Genomic DNA, 21,911 nt, shown 5'->3' on the forward strand with positions numbered 1-21,911 from the left:
TTTTAATTGATATAGAATGAGTTTTAAAATAGACAAACAAACGTTGGATGATCTGGCGATCTTCGGGAATAACCGGACCAAATCTGTCTACGAGATTTTTAACCGCACGCAAACACGCGGTGGGGCGAGAATTCTCGAAGAGATGTTCCTTTACCCTTTGTCGGATGCCGACCAGATTAACGAGCGGAGTGACGTGATTCGTTATTACCGCGATATAGAGGCGGTATTTCCTTTCCGGAGCGAGATTTTCGATACCATGGAATTTTACCTCGGTAATACAGACCGTCGCACGCAATTGATGACGCAGGATAACACGTTGGGACGCAAGTTCAAGAATTTGGTGGGAACGGACACGGAATATACCCAGTTACATAACGGGATTGTATGTTGCATTGAGTTGTTGAATACTTTGGGTGATTTTCTGAAGAATTCAAAGTCGGACACGGGCAACAAGACGATAGCCGATTTGACGGCGAATTTGAGAGGGTTGCTTGATAACGAGAAATGGGCGTGGTATACTTCCGAGAAAGGAAAGAAGAAATTGGCTTACGAACAAGCGGTGGTTTACGACCGCGTGTTCCGTTTCGAGGAACGTGATAAGATGATGAAGATTCTTTACTACGTTTACCTGCTCGACGTTTATATGGCGGTAGCGAAGGTGGCACGGGATCGCAATTTCGTTTTCGGTAAGGCTTATCCGAACGACCGTAATATCTTGAAGCTGAAGGGTGCTTTTCACCCGTTCCTGACAAAACCGGTAGGCAATGATATAGAGGTAGACGAGAATAGTAACGTGATTTTCCTGACGGGAGCGAATATGGCGGGAAAATCAACGTTTATGAAAACTTTCGGGATCTCTATCTTCTTGGCTCACGTGGGATTCCCGATTCCCGCTAAAGAGATGGAATTTTCCGTGCAGAACGGGATGTTCACGACGATTAATCTGCCCGATAACCTGAGCATGGGATATAGTCACTTCTATGCTGAAGTGTTGCGGGTGAAGAAAGTGGCACAACAAGTGCGTCAAACTCAACATCTGATCGTGGTATTCGACGAGTTGTTCCGGGGTACGAACGTGAAAGATGCTTACGATGCAACGGTGGCGGTGACGGAAGCTTTCGCCGGAATCCGAAATTGCACGTTTATTATCTCTACACATATCATCGAGGCGGGTGAGGTTCTTAAAGAACGCTGTGACAATATCAACTTTGTTTACCTGCCCACGAAAATGGAGGGGAGTAAACCGATCTATACTTACACGCTGGCTTCCGGTATCACGGATGACCGCCATGGTATGATGATCGTGAATAATGAACGGATTATTGAAATCATTAAAAACGGAGAGGCATGAGTTTTGAAACAGATAAACAGACGCTAGATGATTTGAACCTGCTAGGTAAGTACAAGAATAATTCCGTTTACAGCATGTTCGTGGGGACGATTACCCGCGGCGGGGAACGTATGATGGAAAATATGTTCCTGCACCCGCTGACGGATGCGAAGGCTATTAATGACCGTTCTTCCGTGTTCCGTTATTTCCGGGATCACGATTTCGGGTTCCCGTTCGAGAAGGACGAGTTTGACGTGGTCGAGCAATATATCACCGGTGCAAGTAGTAAAAACGGTTTCCGGAATATATTCCAACTTTTGAAAGCGAAGTCGATGCATTATATCAGTAATGATCCGGAATTCAATATTATCCGGGAGCGGATACTGATGTCGATCAAGTTCTACCGGAAGGCTCGCGAATATTTCGATAAACTGGCGACCGATGTAGCGGGTAATCCGTTCCAGAGCGTTGTCGAGAAGGGACGTTCGTTATTGAAGGATTCCCGCATTGATAAATTGTTAGGACATCCTCGTCAGGATAATCCGGGATTGGTCAATCTGATCGCTTTTGACCGGGTATTTCGTTGCTTGTTGAACAAACAGTTCAAAGAGGTTATCGAGTTATTGCAGGGTGTCGACTTGAACGTGGTCGTGGGTAGAGTGGCTAAAGAGAAGAATTTCTGCTTTGCGACGGCTGCCGATGACGGCGAAGTGCTGGTTGCCGCAACGGGTTTGCATCATCCTCGTATCGATGGCGCGATTTCCAATGATCTGGAAGTGACGAAATCCAAAAATATTTTCTTCCTGACCGGGGCAAATATGGCGGGAAAGTCTACTTTGATGAAATCCTTCGGTATTGCCGTTTACATGGCACACATGGGTTTCCCGATTGCCGCGAAGACGATGCAATTCCGTATACAGGACGGTATGTACACTTCTATCAATGTGCCGGATAATATTAATATGGGTTACAGTCACTTCTATGCGGAAGTATTGCGCGTGAAGAACGTGGCTATTGAGGTGAGCCGCAACAAGCGTTTGATCGTGATCTTCGACGAGTTGTTCAAGGGAACGAACGTGAAAGACGCTTTCGATGCCACTTTGGCGGTAACCGAGGCCTTGGCGGAAAGACGTAACAGTGCTTTCATGATTTCGACGCACATTATCGAGGTGGGACAGGAGTTAGGCAAGCATTGTGATAACGTGACTTTCGCTTACCTGCCGACCGTGATGAAAGGTAAGTTGCCGACTTATACTTACGTGTTAGAGCCGGGAATCACGAGCGACAAGCACGGTATGATTATTATTAATAACGAGAAGATTATAGAGATAATCAAGGGCGAGGTCGTGTAATAATATCATAGATAATATATCTAAAAAGGCACTTGTGTGCAAGTTTATACAACTATTTTTAATCCGGAAGTCAAAACTAAGGTTAAAAATAGTTGTATATATTTGTATTTAGGTGCCTTAATTCATATATTTGTGTTATGGTAGACTAGAAGGAAAAGAAGTTTTTTCATTTTATGGATAAATCATTCAACAAGAGGACGAGCGAGAGGATAGATTTTAAGCGACTATTCGATTTATATTACCCAAGACTAATCTTATTTGCGGGTAAATATTTGAGGGATTTGAATGATGTAGAAGATTGTGTATTGGAAAGCTTTAGTTCTCTTTGGGAAAATAGGAAAAAAATAGAAAATCCGGAAAGTGTAAAATCATACCTTTATTCCTCCGTCAGAAATAGATGTCTGAATATGCTCCGTCATAATCAACTTAGGCGAATCGTGGATATTGAAAATGGAATGGATATTATGGATGATACTTCGGTTGAGCTTTCCATCATAGATTCCGAGCTTCATGCTATGTTGTTGCAGGCTATTCGTAAGTTGCCGGAAGATGCAAGATTAGTTCTCGAATTGAATACCTTCGAAAGGTTGAAATTGCACGAGATCGCTCAGAAAATGGATATCTCGTTGAATCAGGTAAAAGCATTAAAGACGAAAGCCTTGAGGGAATTGAAAAAAGAATTGGGTAGTAAATTCTTGATTATTAGTATTATAATTAAATTACTCTAAAAAAAACGTCGTTTATTGATGAAAAAATAATGTTCGCGTGTCTTATATATAGAATGTAAAATATATGAAGATACACGAGTATGAAATAACAGAATTGATTTACCGACAGTTTTTAGGTGAATTATCTGAAGAAGAAAATAATAAACTTCGTCACTGGATAGATAGCAATCCGGTACACAAGCAATACTACGAGAACTTGTTTACTTCTTATTCCTTGGAAAAGATAAAATTGCTTATGAGCGTGGATACCGAGGAGGCATGGAAAAGATGGAATAGAAGAAGTGGCCGACAGAAACGTTTTATTCGACTCTGGACTAAATATGCGGCTATTTTTATTCTGTTAATAGGGGTAATTCTGGTATTTTATTCACGAGGGTATCAGGAAAAGGAGCTGCTTCCTGTTGCTGAAAATATTACAGAAGGGAAGGTTGCGGCAGTGCTTACTATTGATGGAAAAGAAAAGATTGTTTTAGGGGAAAACACGTTGGTAGATATTCCTTCTCCTGAAGGGCAAAATGTAACTGTTGATTCTTGTAATTTGTCCTATGAGTTATTATCCGATAAGGAAGATGCTGTTATGCACACGCTAGACGTGCCTCGTCGAGGGGAGTATTTCGTAACTCTTTCCGATGGTACTCGTGTATGGTTGAATTCTTGCACTCGACTTTGTTATCCCTCTTATTTCACTGGGGATGAAAGAAGGGTAGAATTGGAAGGTGAAGCGTATTTTGAGGTCAGTAAAGATTCGACACGACCGTTTTGCGTGGTTACTAACGATACTCGGGTTAAAGTGTACGGGACTGAGTTTAATTTGAATACACGGGATGAAAAGAAGGTGCGTGCAACGTTAGTTCAAGGAAAAATTGGGATAACGATAAAAAATACCAATGAAGAATATCTGATTCGTCCGGGAGAAATGTTGGAATACGACGTGGAAACCGGAGAAGTAAAACGGGAGGACGTGAATACCTATTTATACACGGCATGGAAATCCGGTGAATTTGTATTTATCAATACGCCTTTGAAGGAAATCATGGAACGTTTATGTAGATGGTATGACGTTGAAGGCGTGTTTTACGTGAATGAACAAGTGAAAAATGTCTGCTTTACCGGAGTTGTCACGCGATTCTCGAGTATTGAGGATGTGCTTGATATTTTGGAGAAGACGGCGACGGTGAAATTTTTGATTAAGAATAAAGTAATTAGTGTAAGTGAAAAATAAAACTGATAGCTGCGGGAACAACTATCAGTTTGATAAAGAATGTTTTCCTTACCCTTGTTAAGTATAATTTTATTAATGAGCAAATTTATGAAAAAAGCAGGAAATTATTGGAATTCGGAATGACAAATTGAAAATTTTTAGGTGAAAGAAGTGTTCGTGAGATAGAAGTAACTCTGTTTCAATGGTAATGGTGTGTAATTATTAACAAGTGAAACAATGAAACAACTAAAAAAAATCAATTTTAGGAATACGAAGTATTCCGGATGTATAAATTTTGTATTGAATTATAAAGCAGTAGTGTTATTGTTGGTCTTTATATTTCCTCTTTCCGTATCGGCACAGAATCAAAGAGTGAGTATAAATGTGACTAATGCGGATGTCCAGACGGTGTTTGGAATGATTAAACAACAGTCCGGATTGAATTTTATGTACAACACGGAACAGATCAAGATAATTAATCCCGTGTCTTTAAACGTGCAAAATGTTACGGTGGATTCCGCTCTTACCCGATTATTGACGGGGACACCTTTCAAATTTACTTATGAAAAAAACACGATTGTAATTTCTAAGAAAGAAGTGAAAGGTGAGTCGGTAGTCACGGTGTTTCAAGGGGTAGTTGAAGACGATGCGGGAGTTCCGATTCCCGGGGTAACGGTCTTGCTAAAAGGTTCCTCGGTTGGTGTGACTACGGATATCCATGGTAAATTTAGGATGGTTGTTCCTAAACGGGAAAAAAGCGTGTTGGTTTTTTCTTTTATCGGGATGAAAAGTGTAGAGTATGAGGTGAAAGATGATAAGCCTTTGAAAATAAGGATGGAGAACGAGGTTACGCAATTGAATGAAGTGGCGGTGTTTTCAACGGGTTATTATGATGTTGATAAGCGTATGTCAACCAGTGCGGTTACCTCTTTGAAAGCTGAGGATATACTTGTACCGGGTATTAGTAACTTAGACCAAATGTTGGAAGGGCATGTGCCGGGAATGATATATAGAATGAATTCCGGTCAAGTGGGGGCTACACCTAAAATAAAAATCCGCGGTACTACTACCCTATTAAGCTCAACAGCACCTCTGTGGGTTGTCGATGGAGTCATTTTAAATGATCCGGTCAATATAGATCCGAGCCAAATCAATGACTTGGATTTCGTGAACTTGTTGGGAAATGCTATTTCCGGTTTGAACCCGGAGGATGTGGAACGTATCGATGTGTTGAAGGATGCTTCAGCCACGGCTATTTATGGTCCGCAGTCATCCAATGGTGTTATTGTTATCACGACCAAAAAAGGTAAGGTTGGTAAACCGTCGGTTTCTTATTCCGTGGGCGGAACATTCAGACAACGTCCCCGATATACCGATCGAGCTGTAAACGTGATGAATTCACGGGAACGGATTGATTATTCAAAAGAAGTTATCGAGAAGGGATTGAAAATCGGTGGTTTAAGTAGTTGGGTAGGGTACGAAGCGGCTATATATGATTTGTACAACAAAGACATCACTCAAGAAGAGTTTGAGCGGCGTGTGGCGGAGATGGAAACCTGCAATACGGATTGGCTTGATCTATTGTTGAAAGATTCATTTTCTCATTCCCATTCTTTAAGCCTTTCCGGAGGTTCTGAGCACATGAGGTATTATACCTCTGTCGGTTTTAACGATGACTACGGGAACATTATTGGCGAGAGCAGTAAACGTTACTCCGGACGGGCAAATATTGATGTAAATTATAATAAATTCTCTATGCAATTCCAGATTAACGGGAATCTGCAAAAAAGAAAGTATACTCCGACGGAAGTTGGGATAATGAATTATGCCTATAACACGAGCCGGTCTGTCAAAGCATATAATGATGACGGAACTTTGTGGTATTATCAACGCATGTCAACTAACAGTAAAGATAATTACGACCACTCGTTCAGTATCCTTAATGAACAGGAGAATAGCTCTAATAAAATCCAAACGGACCAATTGGGGTTAAACGTTGCCATGTCGTACCGAATCATAGAACCGTTGAAATTGCAACTGCAATTTTCTTACAATGTTGCCCACACGGAAAATGAAATATTTTTCGATGAAAAGACGTGGTATGCGGGAGAATTGCGTAAGACGCTATTAACGACCAACGAGCCGCATGCTTATTATTCGCTTATGCCGAAAGGAGGAGAGATCCGACTTGATAATACTAAAAACAGCGGCTATAATTTGCGGGCTCAACTTACTTTCTCAAAATTCATGGATGAAGCTCAAGAGCATCAAATGACAGCCGTTTTGATTGGAGAGGCCAGTTCAAAGCGTTACACGGGATTCAAGATCACGCGGCGGGGGTATATGCCTGACCGCGGGTTGATTATAGACAAAGTGGTGAACAGCGATAAGAATAATCCTTATCAGGCTTATAATACTTGGCTGCAGGAGAGCGAAGCAGCGTTGGGAAAATTTAAAGACCAACTGACAAATCTCGCCAATTTGACAGGAGTTCTTACTTATGCTTATAAAAGCACGTATATTTTAAACGCCAATATAAGAATCGATGCCTCGAATGCTTTCGGGGAGAGAAGTAACCACCGGCTTTTGCCTATATGGTCTGTTTCCGGAAGATGGAATATGAACGAAAATATACTTCAAAATTGTAATTGGATAAATACATTGGGATTGCGGGCTTCTTTCGGTTACCGCGGGAATATGTCGAATGTAGGTACTCCCAAGTTACAATTGATCAAGAAAGGTCGGGATGATTTCTTTAAGGAATACTATTCAGAAGTGAAGGCATTCCCCAATCCTTTCCTGAAATGGGAAAAAACCTCTACTTTAGATATTGGGTTGGAATTTTCTTTATTCAATAATAAATTGAACGGATCCTTCAGTTACTATTATTCCCATACCTCGGACGCTTTCATGGATAAAACGGTATCTCGGATTAATGGAGTTTCTATGTATCAAGTAAACAGGGGGACTTTAGTTAATCAAGGATATGATATCGCTTTGAATTTCGTACCTATCAATACCATGTTAAATTCATCCATTGATGGCAAGAAACGGGGATTTATGTGGCGTATAGATCCTAATTTCGGAGCCGTTCTGAACCAGTTAATCAACAAACTCAAATACAAGAATAGGACTTTGCAAGATGAAATCACTTACCAGAACTATTTGGATGGAAACGTCTATATATCAGGTAAACCGGTGAATACGTTTTATTCTTATAGATATAAAGGTTTGAGTCCTGTTGACGGGCGTCCGATGTTTTATGACACGGGGGAAACTACACTCGTTGACGGTGAAGAGGTTGACCGGAAAGAAATTCTTGAACAGATGTCCCAAGAAGAAGCGTATATGACCGTGATGGAACATTCCGGTTGCCGGGAACCTTTCCTGCAAGGAGGTATCAGCAACTATTTCGGCTGGCGGTCTTGGGGGCTTTCTTTCAATCTTGCTTATAGTATTGGAGCCAAGGTTCGTTTATTCAAAATGTATCCGAATGTGTCTTCTGGTGAAACGATTGCCCCGGGACCGGAAAAGAATCTCCGGAGGGAATTTGTAAATCGCTGGAGGCGTCCCGGTGATGAGATGCATACCAATGTCCCGGGAATATTGGATAATAGCGAGTTTTACAAAACTTTGTCCCCTTGGTGGAGAGAGATGGATAAAAACCGTTTTGCTTCAAATATATGGGAAATGTACGACCAATCGAATTTGCGAGTAGTAAGCGGCAATTATTTGAAATTGCAAAGCATATCGCTTCGTTACGTTATTCCTGAAGACTTTTGCAAGAAATTGTCGTTGAAATCCGCTTACCTCAGTTTCTCCGGCACGAACTTGTTTACTATTTGTAGCAGGAAATTGAAAGGTCAGGACCCCACTCAATCGGGGAGTAGCGATTTGGTATTATCGGTACGTCCCACGTACTCGTTCCAGTTAAATGTGTCATTCTAAATAATATCATTGTCATGAAAAATGTAATCATTATATTAATAAGCAGCATTTTAATGTCATGTGGAGATTTTTTGAAAGAATACTCTAAAGAATATACATACGCTACCTCTTGTTCTGATCTCGATGAGGTTTTGATTGGTGGAGGGTATATGAAGTTGGAAAAGGATTATACAGTATCCGCTAATACCGGGTATTATTCTTGGTTATTCGTCATGGATGACGATATTGAGGAGTATGTTACCGGTACTTATAAACCAAATGCAACTACTACCAACGTGGCATTTCGCCCTTTTTACGGGTGGGCTAAAGAGCCTTTTATGAATCCCGAGAAAGGTACGGTAATGACTGATGTGTGCTGGTCGCAATTATATGCCCATATCGCTCTGTTGAACGTGGTTATTTCTCAAGTTGGAGAATTTACTCAAGACCCAGAAAGCATGCGTCGCAGAATAACCGGGGAAGCCCAATTTTTACGGGGAGCCTATTACTATTTATTGAATAACATATACGCGAAACCTTATAACCGGGCAACAGCCGAAACAGACTTGGGTGTGGCCTTGAAACTCACGGAATATGTTGATGACCATTATTATAAAAGAAGTTCTAATGCTGCCGTCTATCAACAAATTGTTCAAGATTTGAAAGATGCGGCAGGCAACTTGGTCGGGGTAGAACAGTCCACTATTTATCGGGCGAATGAAATTGCGGCACGAACTTTACTGAGTCGGGTATATCTTTATATGGGAGAGTGGCAGGCTGCCTTGGACGAATGTGATAAGGTGATTGCCTTAGGATGTCATCTACAGGATTTGAACTCGTTTAAATATACAGGCTCCGATACTGATAGGGATTTCGCGCTAAGTGTCAATTCACCCGAGATTATTTTTTCACAAGGACATGTTTACTTTGCTTGTTTTATGAAAGAAGCTATGGGGGCGGGAAAATACCGTGTGTCGGAGGACCTTGGGCAATTGTACCGAAAGTATGCGGGAGAAGGCGTGCAGGACTTGCGGCTTCAATGTTATCTTAGTGAAATCTCCGGCGTCAGAGATGCTTACTACGGGCAAAAAAACGTAAATAATGCTTCTTATGCCACGGTTGCTGATGAATTTGCCTTACGGGCATCTGAAGTGTATTTGAATAAAGCCGAAGCTGAAGCCATGTTGAACAAAGACGGGGCTGTAGCCGTCAACACGTTGACGATTTTGCTGAAGAATAGGTTTAAGGATAAAAAGATTCCTAACATTAGTCATTTAAGCGGGAAAGAATTGATCCAATTTATTCGGGAAGAACGTAGGCGTGAGTTCTGTTTTGAAGGGCAACGTTGGTTCGATCTTCGCCGATACGCGGTTTATCCGGAATATCCCGAAAAAAGTGTAATCGTGCATCCCATGTATGATTCCGGCAATCCTCCCGTGTTAAACGGTACAGCCGAACTCAAGATGGGAGAAGATCCGGCTTGGGTAATGCCTATTCCCGATTACGAAATTGAGTATAACAAGGGAGAGTTGGTTCAAAATGAACAACGTATTGACAGATAACCATTAATCTTAAACGATATGAGAATATATATACACGTGGGAATTTTACTCCTGTTATTACAATTCTGCGGGTGTCAGAAAGAGGATGCATTAGAACCCGGCAACACAATTAAAAACTGGCTTATCGTGGAGGATAAGCCGGGTGAACTCAATCAATTAAGGTATCAACTTTATAAGAATTATGGTATATCCTTGTATGTTAATGATACAATAGGTTCTGAATACCGGGGGGAGGATAGTTATGGGCAACCGATTATTTATTACGAATGTATAAGACCGGGATACGGTATAACGACCGATAGTTATTTGAATTACAAGCTGTCCTCTGACACTTCCGCAATGATCAAGGCTACGAGAATCATGTTGGAAACAGTGGCTCCGCGATTGCCTGAAAATGAAAAGTATCGTCCGTATACTTACTTGTTATGCGATTCGATTTCCATTTCGAACCGAAGTATGCTTTTTGGAGAATACAAGACTATCTATTCCGTGTCTAATTCTTTAGTAACTACTTCTGTTAGCATATTAGATTTGTCTGCAGGAGATGAGCTTCAGGAAAAATTGTGGGCAGCCCATGTCATAGGTAAAGCCGTTTTCTCGGGAATTATGGCATTCGAGGAAGAGTTAGAAGCGTTTTATGATATTACTGACGAGGGGTCTACTTCCACGTTGTACGGGAAAGGAAATAAATCTTACTCGGGGATCACGGAACTTCCGGAAGCAAGGTTGAAAGAAATAAAACAAAAAGGATTTTTACACCCGGGGGCCACGAAATATTATGCCAAGCGTTTAGAAAGTGCTTATCCTTCGCAAGCTCAAGACGTGGAAGATTTTGCGGGAGTAGTTTATGTGTTTACGGAGGCAGAAATAACCCAATGGTACGGGGAGTATGATAAAATCATAAGAAAATATCGAGAAATGAAAAAAGTAGTGGAGCTATTCAAAAAGCAATTGGAGCGATAATAACACCCAAAAGAGAGTATATTATAGAATTATAAATAAAAACGAATAAGGAAACAAATGAAATCATTTATTTTTATGTTGATAACATTTTTATTCGTGTTATCATGTAACGGGTCTGTAAATGCCGTAAATAAGAAAAAGAAAAAAACTACACCCGCACCTGCCACGACACAAGTTGCAGTACCTAAAAGTAAAAAACTCAGTAAATACGAGCAGCTATTCAAAGATAAATCCCACGTGGCTACGGAAGGCGGTTTTATGACGGTGCACAAGGTGAAGGGAAAACTTTATTTTGAATTGCCCTTGAAATATATGCAGAGAGAGATGTTATTGGCTTGTGCCCCGTCGTCAAGTAGCAGTACGACTTTTGCTACCTTGGGGTTCAAAAGCAATACTCCGTTGCACATCAAATTCGTGTTAAAGGATAGTTCTGTTTATATGTGCAAGGTGAACACTACGACCACCTTGGACTTGAAAGACCAACGGGAACAGCACGTGCTTCGGGAGAATTTCACCGATCCTATCATGGAGGTGTACAAAATAGACGCTTACAACCATGACAGTACCGCTGTCGTGTTTAACATGACTCCCGTGTTTACAGGTTATTCAAAACTTTCCCCGGTTACTCAAGGAGGAGGGGGACTTATTAGCAAGAGAGCGACAATAAAAAGTGCGGCTACAAAGTTGGAAGACATCAAGGCTTTTGAAGACAACATCGTTGTGAAAACATTATTTGCTTACGATGCAAGTCTTGCTATCATGGGTAATACAGCCGTTACCGTGCCGTTAACATTGGAAGCCACTCATTCTCTATTATTGCTTCCGGAAAACAAAATGCGTCCTCGCCTTTCCGATTTGCGCGTGGGAATATTCTTGGAAGGAAAAGTTCTGTTGTCTGATCACCAAGATGGCATGAGCCAATATACTTTAGCTCATCGTTGGCGTTTAGAACCGAAAGATAAAGAAGCGTATCGCCGGGGAGAATTAGTCGAGCCGGTTAAACCTATCACCTATTATCTGGACCCGGCTTTTCCAGAATTATGGAAAGAAGCTATCCGGGACGCTGTAATGGTATGGAATCAAGCATTTTCCAAAATCGGGTTTAAAGATGCGGTACAGATAAAAGATTTCCCGATGAATGATCCTTCTTTCGATCCGGAAAACTTGAAATATTCTTGTATCCGTTACGTCCCTTCTTCGGAAGCTAATGCCATGGGACCTTCTTGGGTGGATCCTTCCACGGGCGAGATTATCAATGCTTCCGTGTTGGTATACAACAATATTATTCAGTTGATTAACAATTGGCGTTTCGTTCAAACGGCACAAATAGATCCTCGGGTACGGGCTAAAAAAATGCCTGATGATATCATAAAAGAATCCTTGACTTACGTGATTGCCCATGAGATCGGACATACGTTGGGATTAATGCATAACATGGCTGCTTCTTCCGCTTTTCCCGTGGATTCATTGCGTTCCGCCAGTTTTACTCAAAAATACGGAACTACTCCCTCTATCATGGACTATGCACGTTTCAATTATGTGGCTCAGCCTAATGATAAAGGAGTTAAGTTGACTCCTCCCGACTTGGGTTGTTATGACGAGTATGCGATCAAATGGCTTTACACTTATTTCCCGGACGAGAGTGATGCTTTAGGCGAAGCAAAAATAATTGAAAAGTGGGTGGATGAAAAGGTTGGAGATCCTTATTTCCGCTACGGAAGACAACAGGTGGATTTGCGTATTGATCCCTCGGCTATCGAAGAAGATTTGGGCGATGACCCCATGAAAGCCGGAACTTACGGGATTAAGAACTTGAAATATATTCTGAAAAACTTGAATACATGGATTACCGATGATGACGATTACAGCCATCGGGCAAGTTTGTATAGCCAAATTCGTGCGCAATATTTGCGTTATATGATGAACGTGTTGTATAACGTTGGGGGAATTTATTTAACCGATGTGAAAGAAGGTACCCCGGGAAAGAAAAAATGTGCCGTTAAGCGGGAAACGCAACGAGCTTCCTTGAAATGGATATTCAACGAATTGAAAAATTGCGATTGGATTGACAATAAAAGCATCACGGAAAAACTGGACTTGTCTGTTCCCGCTTCTTCCACGATAAGATCGGCTGTGATGAAAAATTTGTTAGCTTCATACCCCAATGTTCTCTTGTCTGCATCTGTGGCGGAAAAACCATACACGGGAATCGAATTCTTTGACGATTTGTACGCGGGAGTTTGGGAAAGTGCCATACAAAATCGTAAGGTGACCGAAAACGATCGTGTGATGCAGGAAGCTATGATTAATAATATTATCAATATGGCTAATCCCGGAGATGGGAAAGGATTGTTCGGGGTGACCTCGGAAACGGAATTTGCACCTTCCTTGGATGAAATTCTGGTGTATAACTTGGACGAAACCGGTTTTGCCCGGTACTTTAAAGAAGAACTGAGAAAAATGGAATCCGAATATGGCAGAGGTTTCGTTGCTACCCAGTTGGGCATCACCCATTTTGGGCAAGGATACAAGTGGCAAAGGAAAGTAAATACCTCTGCGATCAATGATGCCAAAACCCGTAATAACGCTCTTGGTTTAAAAATTGTCAACTTGCTGACTCAAAAAGTACATACCGCACCGGATAGAGTTTCTCGCGAACACTATCAAGCCATGTTGACGCAACTGGAAAAGAATTTGAAAAATAAATAGTTTATAGTACTGGAAAATGAAAAGGAGCATATTCACGGCACAACTATTTCTCGTTTTCGTGGGATTATTTTGCGGGTGCACGCCATCCTCTTCTTCCTATCAATTTAACTTGGAAGGAAATGTACGGGGGATAGCAAATGGAAATGTGATTTTGATGAAAAATTCTTTTGAGCAGGATACATTGTTGAGAGCTTCTATTAAGGACGGATATTTCAAATTAAAAGGGGAACTTCCCGAGATAGGTATGTATTCCTTGAAAATAAACGACAGGTGGAATAGTTTTTATTTCGACGGGACCCGTATGACTCTCGATGTGGACTATTCCGGTCAGCAGGAGTGGAAATTAACTGGGTCGCCGGCAGAGGATGCGAAAGCGAAATTCCAAAAGGAATGGTTAAAGGACAGGATTTCTCCTATGGTGGATTCGTTACAACAAGCGTTTGATGCTTTGAATTTGCAGGATGTGGATCAGGAAGAATACTACGACAAGCTAAGCGGTTTGCTGGAATCCCGAGATATAAGGTACAATTTGGTACGTGATTTCGTGAGCAAGTATCCTGATAATATTTTTTCTGCTTCTTTAAGCATCAAAGAGATGGGATGGAATTACGATTGGGGAAAAAGCTTGTATGACCTGCTCACTCCGAGAATACAGAAATCCGCTTTGGGTAAGCAATTGGAAGAAAAACTTCTGAAGTGTGAATCTATTGCCATCGGGAAAGATATGCCGAAATTTCCGGTTGAAACCCTTGATGGAGTACAACAGGAATTCACGTGGGAGGAAGGGATTTGTGTCATTGACTTCTGGGCATCTTGGTGTAAACCCTGTCGGAGAGAGATTCCTTTCTTGAAACGTCTGTATGATGAATTTCATGACAAAGGGGTTCATTTCGTGAGTGTTTCCATGGATAAAAATCCGGCAAGATGGCAGCAAGCTTTGAAGGAAGAAAACCTTCCTTGGCTAAATGTTCGAAACATGGACGGGTTTGAAAAGCGGGGAATCCGGTCGGAATTTCATTTTAACGGAATCCCGTACATCGTGTTATTGGACAAGAATGGAAAGATTGCAGCCAAAGATATTCGTTTGAAACAACTTCGGGAAAAGATTATAGAATTGCTAGGCAATTGATAGTCTATCCGTGTATTGGTTGTAAAAACGGATTTACTTGACAAACGAGAGGTTATCTGGTTGTTAAAAAGCAGATAACCTCTCGTTTTTTTTTGTAGCGTTGTATGCGGGTTTAACCCCGGAATGTTAAAATGTAAAACAATTGTTGTTCCATGTTTATATTTCGTTATTTTTGGACAATAAGATTATGCAATGGCGAGTATTGATTATTTTATAGTTAAGAGATGTTTAGTAATGAGTTAGTGGAGGTTGTGGATTTATCCGATGCCAAACAGTTTAAGAAGGGCTACGAGCGATATTTTACCGCTCTAAAATATTTCGCCATGCATTATTTGGAAGACGAGGATGTTGTTCTTGATTTATTGCAGGATTTCTTCTTGAGGTTGTGGGAGAAAAGAGAAACATTTAAAAATGAAGAAACATTTAAGGTTTATCTTTACCGGGGCGTGCGCAATAATTGTTTGACTTATATACGGAATAAAAAAAGAGCGGAGAAACGTATGCAGGGATACGTACCGGAGGAGATTGAAGAAGATTTTGTCAGTCGCATTATAGAGGCGGAAGTTTTTTCTATGATAAATGAAGTTTTCGAGGAATTGCCGGAATCTTGCAAGAAGGTATATCGTTTAAGTTTGGAGGGAAAATCTCATCAAGAGATTGCAGATGAACTGCATATCGCTATAAATACAATTAAGCGGCATAAAAATAATGCGAATCATTATATTCGGGAACGATTAGAGAAGTTATTGATATTGATGATGCTACTCTCTTCAGATATTTAATTCGGGGAATATTTCAAAAAAAGTGTTCGAAGTGTATAACACCTCCCATGATAAGTGGAGTCTCTAATATAAAAACTGGAACATAGAGTGCCGGAATTTATAATAGAGTAAATATGTATAGAGTATCTCGAATATTGTTGAAATATTTCACGTTTGGAACAAATGACGAGGAATCCCGTTTTTTGAACCAGTGGCGGGAAGAGTCCGATCGTAATGAATTGCTTTTTAATAAGATCGGTTCTCGTGGGTTCTTGGAAAATGCCATGGATCCGAAGCATCGGAAAATACGGGAAGAACAATGGAGATTATTGGAGAAAAAGATATTGTTTGCCAGACGTCGGGAACGCATGGTTAAAAGTGTACGATGGGTTGCCGCTATATTAATTCCAGTTCTGTTAGTCACGTTCTATCAGTTAGGGAATGAAGACGCCGGAAAACCGGGGATATGCGTCGCAAGTGACTCGCCCGTTGCTTCTAAAGCCGTGCTTCATCTGGCAGAAGGCGGGGAAATCGTAATTACGCGGGATACAGTTTTTCAAAAAGAGATGAAAACGGTGTTGCTTGAGAATCGTCTTGACACAATTCATTTCCTCCCGAAAGAAATGAATGACGTTTTTTCAGATAAAGAATATCGGCTCGAAGTTCCCCGTGGAGGAGAGTATGTGGCTCGTTTGGAAGATGGAACTATCGTGCATATGGATGCAGAATCTGAGTTAATTATTCCTCAGAAATTCAAGAAGGATTCAAGACAAGTCGAGTTGAACGGACATGCTTATTTCATAGTAACGGAAGATAGTACACGTCCTTTTATCGTGAAATCGGGAAATCTGAAAATTCGAGTGCTGGGTACGGAGTTCGATTTCGATGCTTACGAGGGGCAGGAAATTACAACGACACTGGTGAAAGGGAGCGTGGAAGTATCCTATGGGGATTCAAAATGCAGGTTGAAACCGAACCAGCAGGCAAGGCTCGGTATGAGTGGTAGGATGGAAGTTTCGGATGTCGATACGTATCCCTTTATAGCTTGGAAATATGAACGAATTGTATTTATTAATCAGACGCTTGAGTCTATCATGAAAGTTTTGGCAAGGTGGTATAATGTGGAGCCTGTCTTTCTTTCCAACGAGATTAAGCAAGAGTGTTTTACCTTGGATATAGAGAAGTACGGGGAAATAACTCCCGTGTTGAAATCAATAGAAAGAACCGACAAAGTATATTTTGAAATAGGTGATAAACAGATTCTTATCTATAAGAAGTAGATAAGGATAATTATAACGAATGTAGGAGAGGCTAAAAATATTTAGTCTCAAGGGGTTTGTATCGTTTTTTTTTAGATGATAATTTAATATGAACTAAAAACAATTTTATGGAAAAAAAAGACTACATGAAACGCTTGTGTTTTTATACACGGAAGATAAGGCGTATGCTGTCTGTATTGTTTCTTTTTGTGTTTATGGGGATAAATGCTTTAAGGGCAGACACGATTGTTGAGAAAGTCGAGTTGAATATCTCGGTGAAGAATGCATCTGTGCTTCAAGTTTTTGCCCAGATAAAACAACAAACGTCATTCAATTTTGTTTATAATGACCGGGATATCTCACAGATCGGTTTGAAAACGATGGACTTAAAAAAGGCGGATATCGTTGCCGTGTTGGATAAATGTATCGAGGGAACGGATCTGGTTTATGAATTTATGGGTAATGTCGTCATTTTCAAGCGGCGTGCCGAGGTTGTTCGGGATAGCGTGAAGGAGGGTAAGATAGTGGGAGTGGTAAAGGATGAACGAGGATTTCCATTGCCCGGGGTTACAATACAGATAAAGGATATGAAGTTGGGTACGGCAACGGATAAAGACGGGCGGTATGCTTTCCGCTTTGTTCTCGGTAAGCAGATTGTTCTGGAATATTCTTTTATCGGGATGGAAACCGTGGAAATAAGATATACCGGTCAAGACACGATTAATGTTGTTATGAAAGAGAGTGAGGTTGCATTGGAAGATGTCGTTGTGACGGGGTATGCCAATCTTTCCCGACAGTCTTACACGGGAAACGTGAAAACGATGACGGCTGCGGAATTAAAGAAGATTTCCCAAGTAAATGTATTGAAATCCATTCAAGTATTGGATCCTTCTTTTCGGATTGCTGTTAATAACGAGATGGGTTCTAACCCGAACGTGATGCCGAAAATAAGCATTCGCGGAGATTCCGGTATCGGATTGACTGAATTGGATGAGGTGAATGTGTCTAAAACGGCATTGCAGAATAACCCGAATCTACCGACATTCATTTTGGACGGTTTCGAGGTGAGTGTTAATAAAGTGTACGACATGGATATTAACCGGATTGAATCGATCACTTTATTGAAAGATGCGGCAGCCACGGCAATATACGGTTCTCGTGCCGCGAACGGGGTTGTGGTGATAACAACCGTTACTCCTAAAGATGGGCAAATACTGATTAATTACGGGTATAACCTAAATGTACAGGTTCCTGACTTGCGGGATTATAATTTGATGAATGCCAAGGAAAAAGTAGAGGCGGAAAAAGAAGCCGGATTGTTTGATCAGGAGTATTATCAGCAGGCTTACTATCATGCGAAACTAAGATTAATCGAGCGGGGGAATAACACGGACTGGCTGGCTTTGCCGCTTCGGAATACGGCGAGTAGTAAACATTATCTAAGAATGGAAGGGGGAACAAACGGTTTTCGTTATGGTATCGACGTGAATTATCAAGGGAATAACGGGGTGATGAAGGGGTCCGAAAGAAAAACCTTTGGATTGGGTTTAGAGTTACAGTATAATATCGGGAAATTGTTATTCAAGAATAGTGCCACGTACACGGGAGTTAATTCGGAGGAATCTCCTTTCGGTTCGTTTAGCAAATATACCACTATGAATCCCTACTATTCTTATTTGGATGAAGACGGAACAGTTGCCGAAGTAATAAAGACTGCAACACCGAACGGTACGACCAGTAATCCGTTGTATGATGCCTATCTGGGTAGTTTCGATAAAACGAAAAGCAAGGAATTTATAGATAATTTCTCTGTCCAATATTATCTGACGAATAAAATTCATTTCAAAGGTTCTCTTGCCTTGACTTACACGACAGGCTCTTCTAATGCTTATACCTCACCCGAAGCCGGGCAATATCACAACAAGCCTTATAAAGGGGAAATGACTGTTGGAAATACAACCGCGACAGTGATAGACGGTAGTGTATTCGGGTATTATAACGATATGATCGGGTATCATAATATTAATTTGTTTGCCGGTATCAACGTGAAAGAGAGTTCAGACGAGAGCCATAGCGTGTACGTGAGAGATATTCCGGCGGGTGGGTTTGCTAATCCGCAATTCGCGAGAGAATTTCCGAATGCCCCGACAACTTTTCAACAAAAAACTAGATTGTTCGGAACGATAGTATCTTTGAATTACACCTACCGGAATATTTATTTGTTGGACGCCACGTGGAGAATGGACGGAAATTCATCTTTTGGGAGCGAAACCCGTTTTGCGCCGTTCTGGTCGATGGGACTGGGGTTGAATATTCATAATTATGCTTTTATGAAAGGAGTAAATTGGCTCTCGGAATTGAAAATCAGAGGTTCATACGGTGTTACGGGTAAGGCTAATTTCCCCGCTAACACGGCTCGCACGTTGTATACGATTAACAGCAAATCGGTTTATCCTACAGGGTTGGGAGGAAATATTACAGCCATGGGAAATAAAAACTTGAAATGGGAAAAAACGAAGATAACGGATTTAGGTACGACAATCAATATTCTGGACGGCCTTTTGGTGTTTACGGGAACGTATTATTTCCGCAGGACAGTGGATTTGATTGCTGATATGTACATTCCTTCATCTTCGGGATTTCTGTCTTACAAGGATAATATCGGGGAGATTACCAATAATGGTTACGAGATAAGTTTACGGGTAAAAGCATTAGCTAAATCTGACGCTCAACTTTATTTTACGGCTAATGTGGCATCCAATAAAAATAAGATAAAGAAGATTTCCGAGTCCTTGAAGTCATATAATCAAAAGATAGAAGAGAAGTATCAGGATAATGCCCATAAAACCGAAACCAAAAAACCTTTGTTGAAATACGTGGAAGGCGCTTCGACAACATCAATTTACGCCATGCGGTCATTGGGGATAAATCCGCAAACAGGAGATGAGATATTCCGTTATAAAGACGGGAGTTACGGTACGGAATGGCTCGCTTCGGAGAATGTTGCTATCGGGAATACGGAACCGAAAATGAATGGTACCTTGTCTTCAAACTTGTTATTGTACGGTGTGACGTTGGACGTGTATTTTACTTATACATACGGGGGACAGCAATATAACCAGACGTTACAAACCAAAATAGAGAATGCTGATATTGAAAATAACGTGGATAAAAGAGTGTTTACAGACCGGTGGAAAAAGCAAGGTGATATAGCCGGCTTCAAGAGCTTGAAGCAATATAATGTTCCCACGAATCCAACCAGTAGGTTTGTACAAGATGACAACACGCTGACACTCCAATCTGTATCTGTCGGTTATGAATTACCTTCGGATATACTAAAAAAGATTCGTTTTAGCCGGGTAAAGTTGGCTTTTAACATGAACGATGTATTCCGTGTATCATCAATCAAGCAGGAACGAGGTTTGTCTTACCCGTTTGCCAGAAGTTATAGTTTTTCAGTAAATGTAGGTTTTTAAAGATATAGGTCATGAAAAAAAGATATATAATAAATATTGTCTTGCTGGCATTTATATTCTCGTCGTGTGATAAATGGTTGGATGTGAAGCCGGAACTGGATATATATGAAGAAACATTATTCGAGAAGGCACAAGGGTATTATATCGCGTTGAACGGTGTATATATTGATATGTCCGGCAAGAATTTGTACGGGAAGGAGTTGACATGGGGTGCGGTGGAAGCTTGGGGACGTAGTTATAGTCTGAACGAGAAAGCGCATCGTCCCTACTTGGATGTGATTAATTTCGAGTATGACAAGAGTGAGGCAAAGTCGATAGCCGCCTCTATCTGGTTGGATAGCTATAAAGTTATCGCGGAGGCGAATAATTTGATTCAAGGATTGGAAAATGACGGGGAAGTAAAATTCAAGTATGGGGATGTTACTAAAAATATGATTCTTGCCGAGGCTTACGCGATACGGGCTCTCATGCATTTTGAATTGTTACGTATCTTTGCTAAAGCCCCTATCGCTGACAATGGCGGGGAGTCTGCCTTTATTCCTTACGTGACAACATACCCGTCTATCGTGAATCCTCCGGTAGCGACGAAGAACATTCTGAAGTATTTGATTGCGGATTTGGAGAAAGCTAAAGAGTGGATTAAACCTTTTGACACGGATGTACAATATCCCGGGGGAAAGATTTTTAGTTACTTGAACGACTCCCGTGTTAAACTGGATAACGGAGCGGGGGAAGTTTTAGGTGTTGATGAGTTTTTCAATTATCGAGCCAATCGATTGAATTATTACGCTATATCTCAATTGCTTGCCCGAGTCTGCTTGTATGCCGGGGAAAATGATAAGGCGTTCGAACACGCGAATGAGGTGATAAACGTTGTGAACAAAGGAACGAATTTTAGGTTTGTCGCTCCCGGGTATATTGGGGACCCGATGGAGTTAAGTACGATTGAACCCCGGTTACACTCGGAAATACTTTTTGCTCCTTATAACTCGGAATTGTCTACTTGGACGGAAGGATATTTTAGTTCCTCGGCTAAAGATTGGCTTTTAGTGCTGAACGATAAAAGTGGAATTTTCTCGGAGAACGCGGATGATGTGCGTTTGAAAGCGATCCCCAAAAACATGGTTACTAAATTTTCTTTGGAAGGAAGGGAAGAAAGTGATATGATTGCGGCAAAATCTCTGGAACCGGTACTTCGATTCCCCGAATGTTATTATATTGCGGCGGAGGCTGTTTTTGATAAAGACCGGGCTTTGGCTGTCGAGATATTTAATAAAGTTGTAGACGCCCGAAATAATTCGGTTTATAACTTGAAGGCTGACGTGGATAAAGGTACTTTTATGGAGGCGTTGGTTAAGGAATACCGTAGGGAATTTTTATGCGAGGGGCAAATGGTTTACGTGTACAAGAGATTGAACCTGCCGTTAAGAGAGAATGGAACAACTGTCGCTCATAATGGGAAATTAGTTATGCCGGTACCGGACACGGAAGCCGGGGTGCAGTAAATGGTGTGT

Annotated in this window: 13 protein-coding genes; all 13 read left to right on the top strand. The window is 41.1% G+C overall.

The genetic code is table 11. The features are described 5' to 3' along the window. The first annotated feature begins 16 nt into the window (after window positions 1-16). The 13 genes from L0M98_RS06160 to L0M98_RS06220 all read left to right on the top strand — a co-directional run bounded on the left by L0M98_RS06160 (window position 17) and on the right by L0M98_RS06220 (window position 21,902). A complete protein-coding gene (locus L0M98_RS06160; protein ID WP_099291536.1) occupies window positions 17-1,351 on the top strand; it encodes a MutS-related protein in 1,335 nt (444 codons plus the stop codon). Beyond that, window positions 1,348-2,682, top strand: a complete 1,335-nt coding sequence (locus L0M98_RS06165; protein ID WP_099291537.1) for a MutS-related protein — start codon at window positions 1,348-1,350, stop codon at window positions 2,680-2,682. Before L0M98_RS06160 ends, L0M98_RS06165 begins: the two co-directional genes overlap by 4 nt. A gap of 173 nt (window positions 2,683-2,855) precedes the next feature. Beyond that, window positions 2,856-3,410, top strand: coding sequence for an RNA polymerase sigma-70 factor (locus tag L0M98_RS06170; protein WP_227216569.1), 555 nt, complete (start codon window positions 2,856-2,858; stop codon window positions 3,408-3,410). Window positions 3,411-3,474: 64 nt separating this feature from the next. Next, window positions 3,475-4,632, top strand: a complete 1,158-nt coding sequence (locus tag L0M98_RS06175; RefSeq protein WP_099291539.1) for a FecR family protein — start codon at window positions 3,475-3,477, stop codon at window positions 4,630-4,632. A gap of 216 nt (window positions 4,633-4,848) precedes the next feature. After that, window positions 4,849-8,559 carry a SusC/RagA family TonB-linked outer membrane protein gene (locus L0M98_RS06180; protein WP_227216571.1) on the top strand — a complete coding sequence of 1,237 codons (3,711 nt, stop codon included), beginning with the start codon at window positions 4,849-4,851 and terminating at the stop codon, window positions 8,557-8,559. Window positions 8,560-8,573: 14 nt separating this feature from the next. Beyond that, window positions 8,574-10,100 carry a RagB/SusD family nutrient uptake outer membrane protein gene (locus L0M98_RS06185; RefSeq protein ID WP_227216573.1) on the top strand — a complete coding sequence of 509 codons (1,527 nt, stop codon included), beginning with the start codon at window positions 8,574-8,576 and terminating at the stop codon, window positions 10,098-10,100. Between the two features lie 18 nt (window positions 10,101-10,118). Continuing rightward, window positions 10,119-11,063, top strand: coding sequence for a hypothetical protein (locus L0M98_RS06190; RefSeq protein WP_227216577.1), 945 nt, complete (start codon window positions 10,119-10,121; stop codon window positions 11,061-11,063). Window positions 11,064-11,138: 75 nt separating this feature from the next. Further along, a complete protein-coding gene (locus L0M98_RS06195) occupies window positions 11,139-13,772 on the top strand; it encodes a zinc-dependent metalloprotease (RefSeq protein WP_227216578.1) in 2,634 nt (877 codons plus the stop codon). A gap of 16 nt (window positions 13,773-13,788) precedes the next feature. Beyond that, window positions 13,789-14,901, top strand: a complete 1,113-nt coding sequence (locus L0M98_RS06200; protein WP_227216579.1) for a TlpA disulfide reductase family protein — start codon at window positions 13,789-13,791, stop codon at window positions 14,899-14,901. Between the two features lie 224 nt (window positions 14,902-15,125). Beyond that, window positions 15,126-15,683, top strand: a complete 558-nt coding sequence (locus L0M98_RS06205; RefSeq protein ID WP_227216580.1) for an RNA polymerase sigma-70 factor — start codon at window positions 15,126-15,128, stop codon at window positions 15,681-15,683. Between the two features lie 113 nt (window positions 15,684-15,796). Continuing rightward, a complete protein-coding gene (locus tag L0M98_RS06210; RefSeq protein WP_099291546.1) occupies window positions 15,797-16,942 on the top strand; it encodes a FecR family protein in 1,146 nt (381 codons plus the stop codon). Window positions 16,943-17,049: 107 nt separating this feature from the next. Beyond that, window positions 17,050-20,397: a SusC/RagA family TonB-linked outer membrane protein gene (locus L0M98_RS06215; protein ID WP_227216581.1), complete on the top strand. Its 3,348-nt coding sequence runs from the start codon at window positions 17,050-17,052 to the stop codon at window positions 20,395-20,397. A gap of 11 nt (window positions 20,398-20,408) precedes the next feature. Beyond that, window positions 20,409-21,902, top strand: coding sequence for a RagB/SusD family nutrient uptake outer membrane protein (locus tag L0M98_RS06220; RefSeq protein ID WP_186976032.1), 1,494 nt, complete (start codon window positions 20,409-20,411; stop codon window positions 21,900-21,902). Window positions 21,903-21,911: the final 9 nt, after the last annotated feature.

The organism is Butyricimonas sp. DFI.6.44 (genome assembly GCF_022132345.1).
Classification (GTDB): domain Bacteria; phylum Bacteroidota; class Bacteroidia; order Bacteroidales; family Marinifilaceae; genus Butyricimonas; species Butyricimonas muris.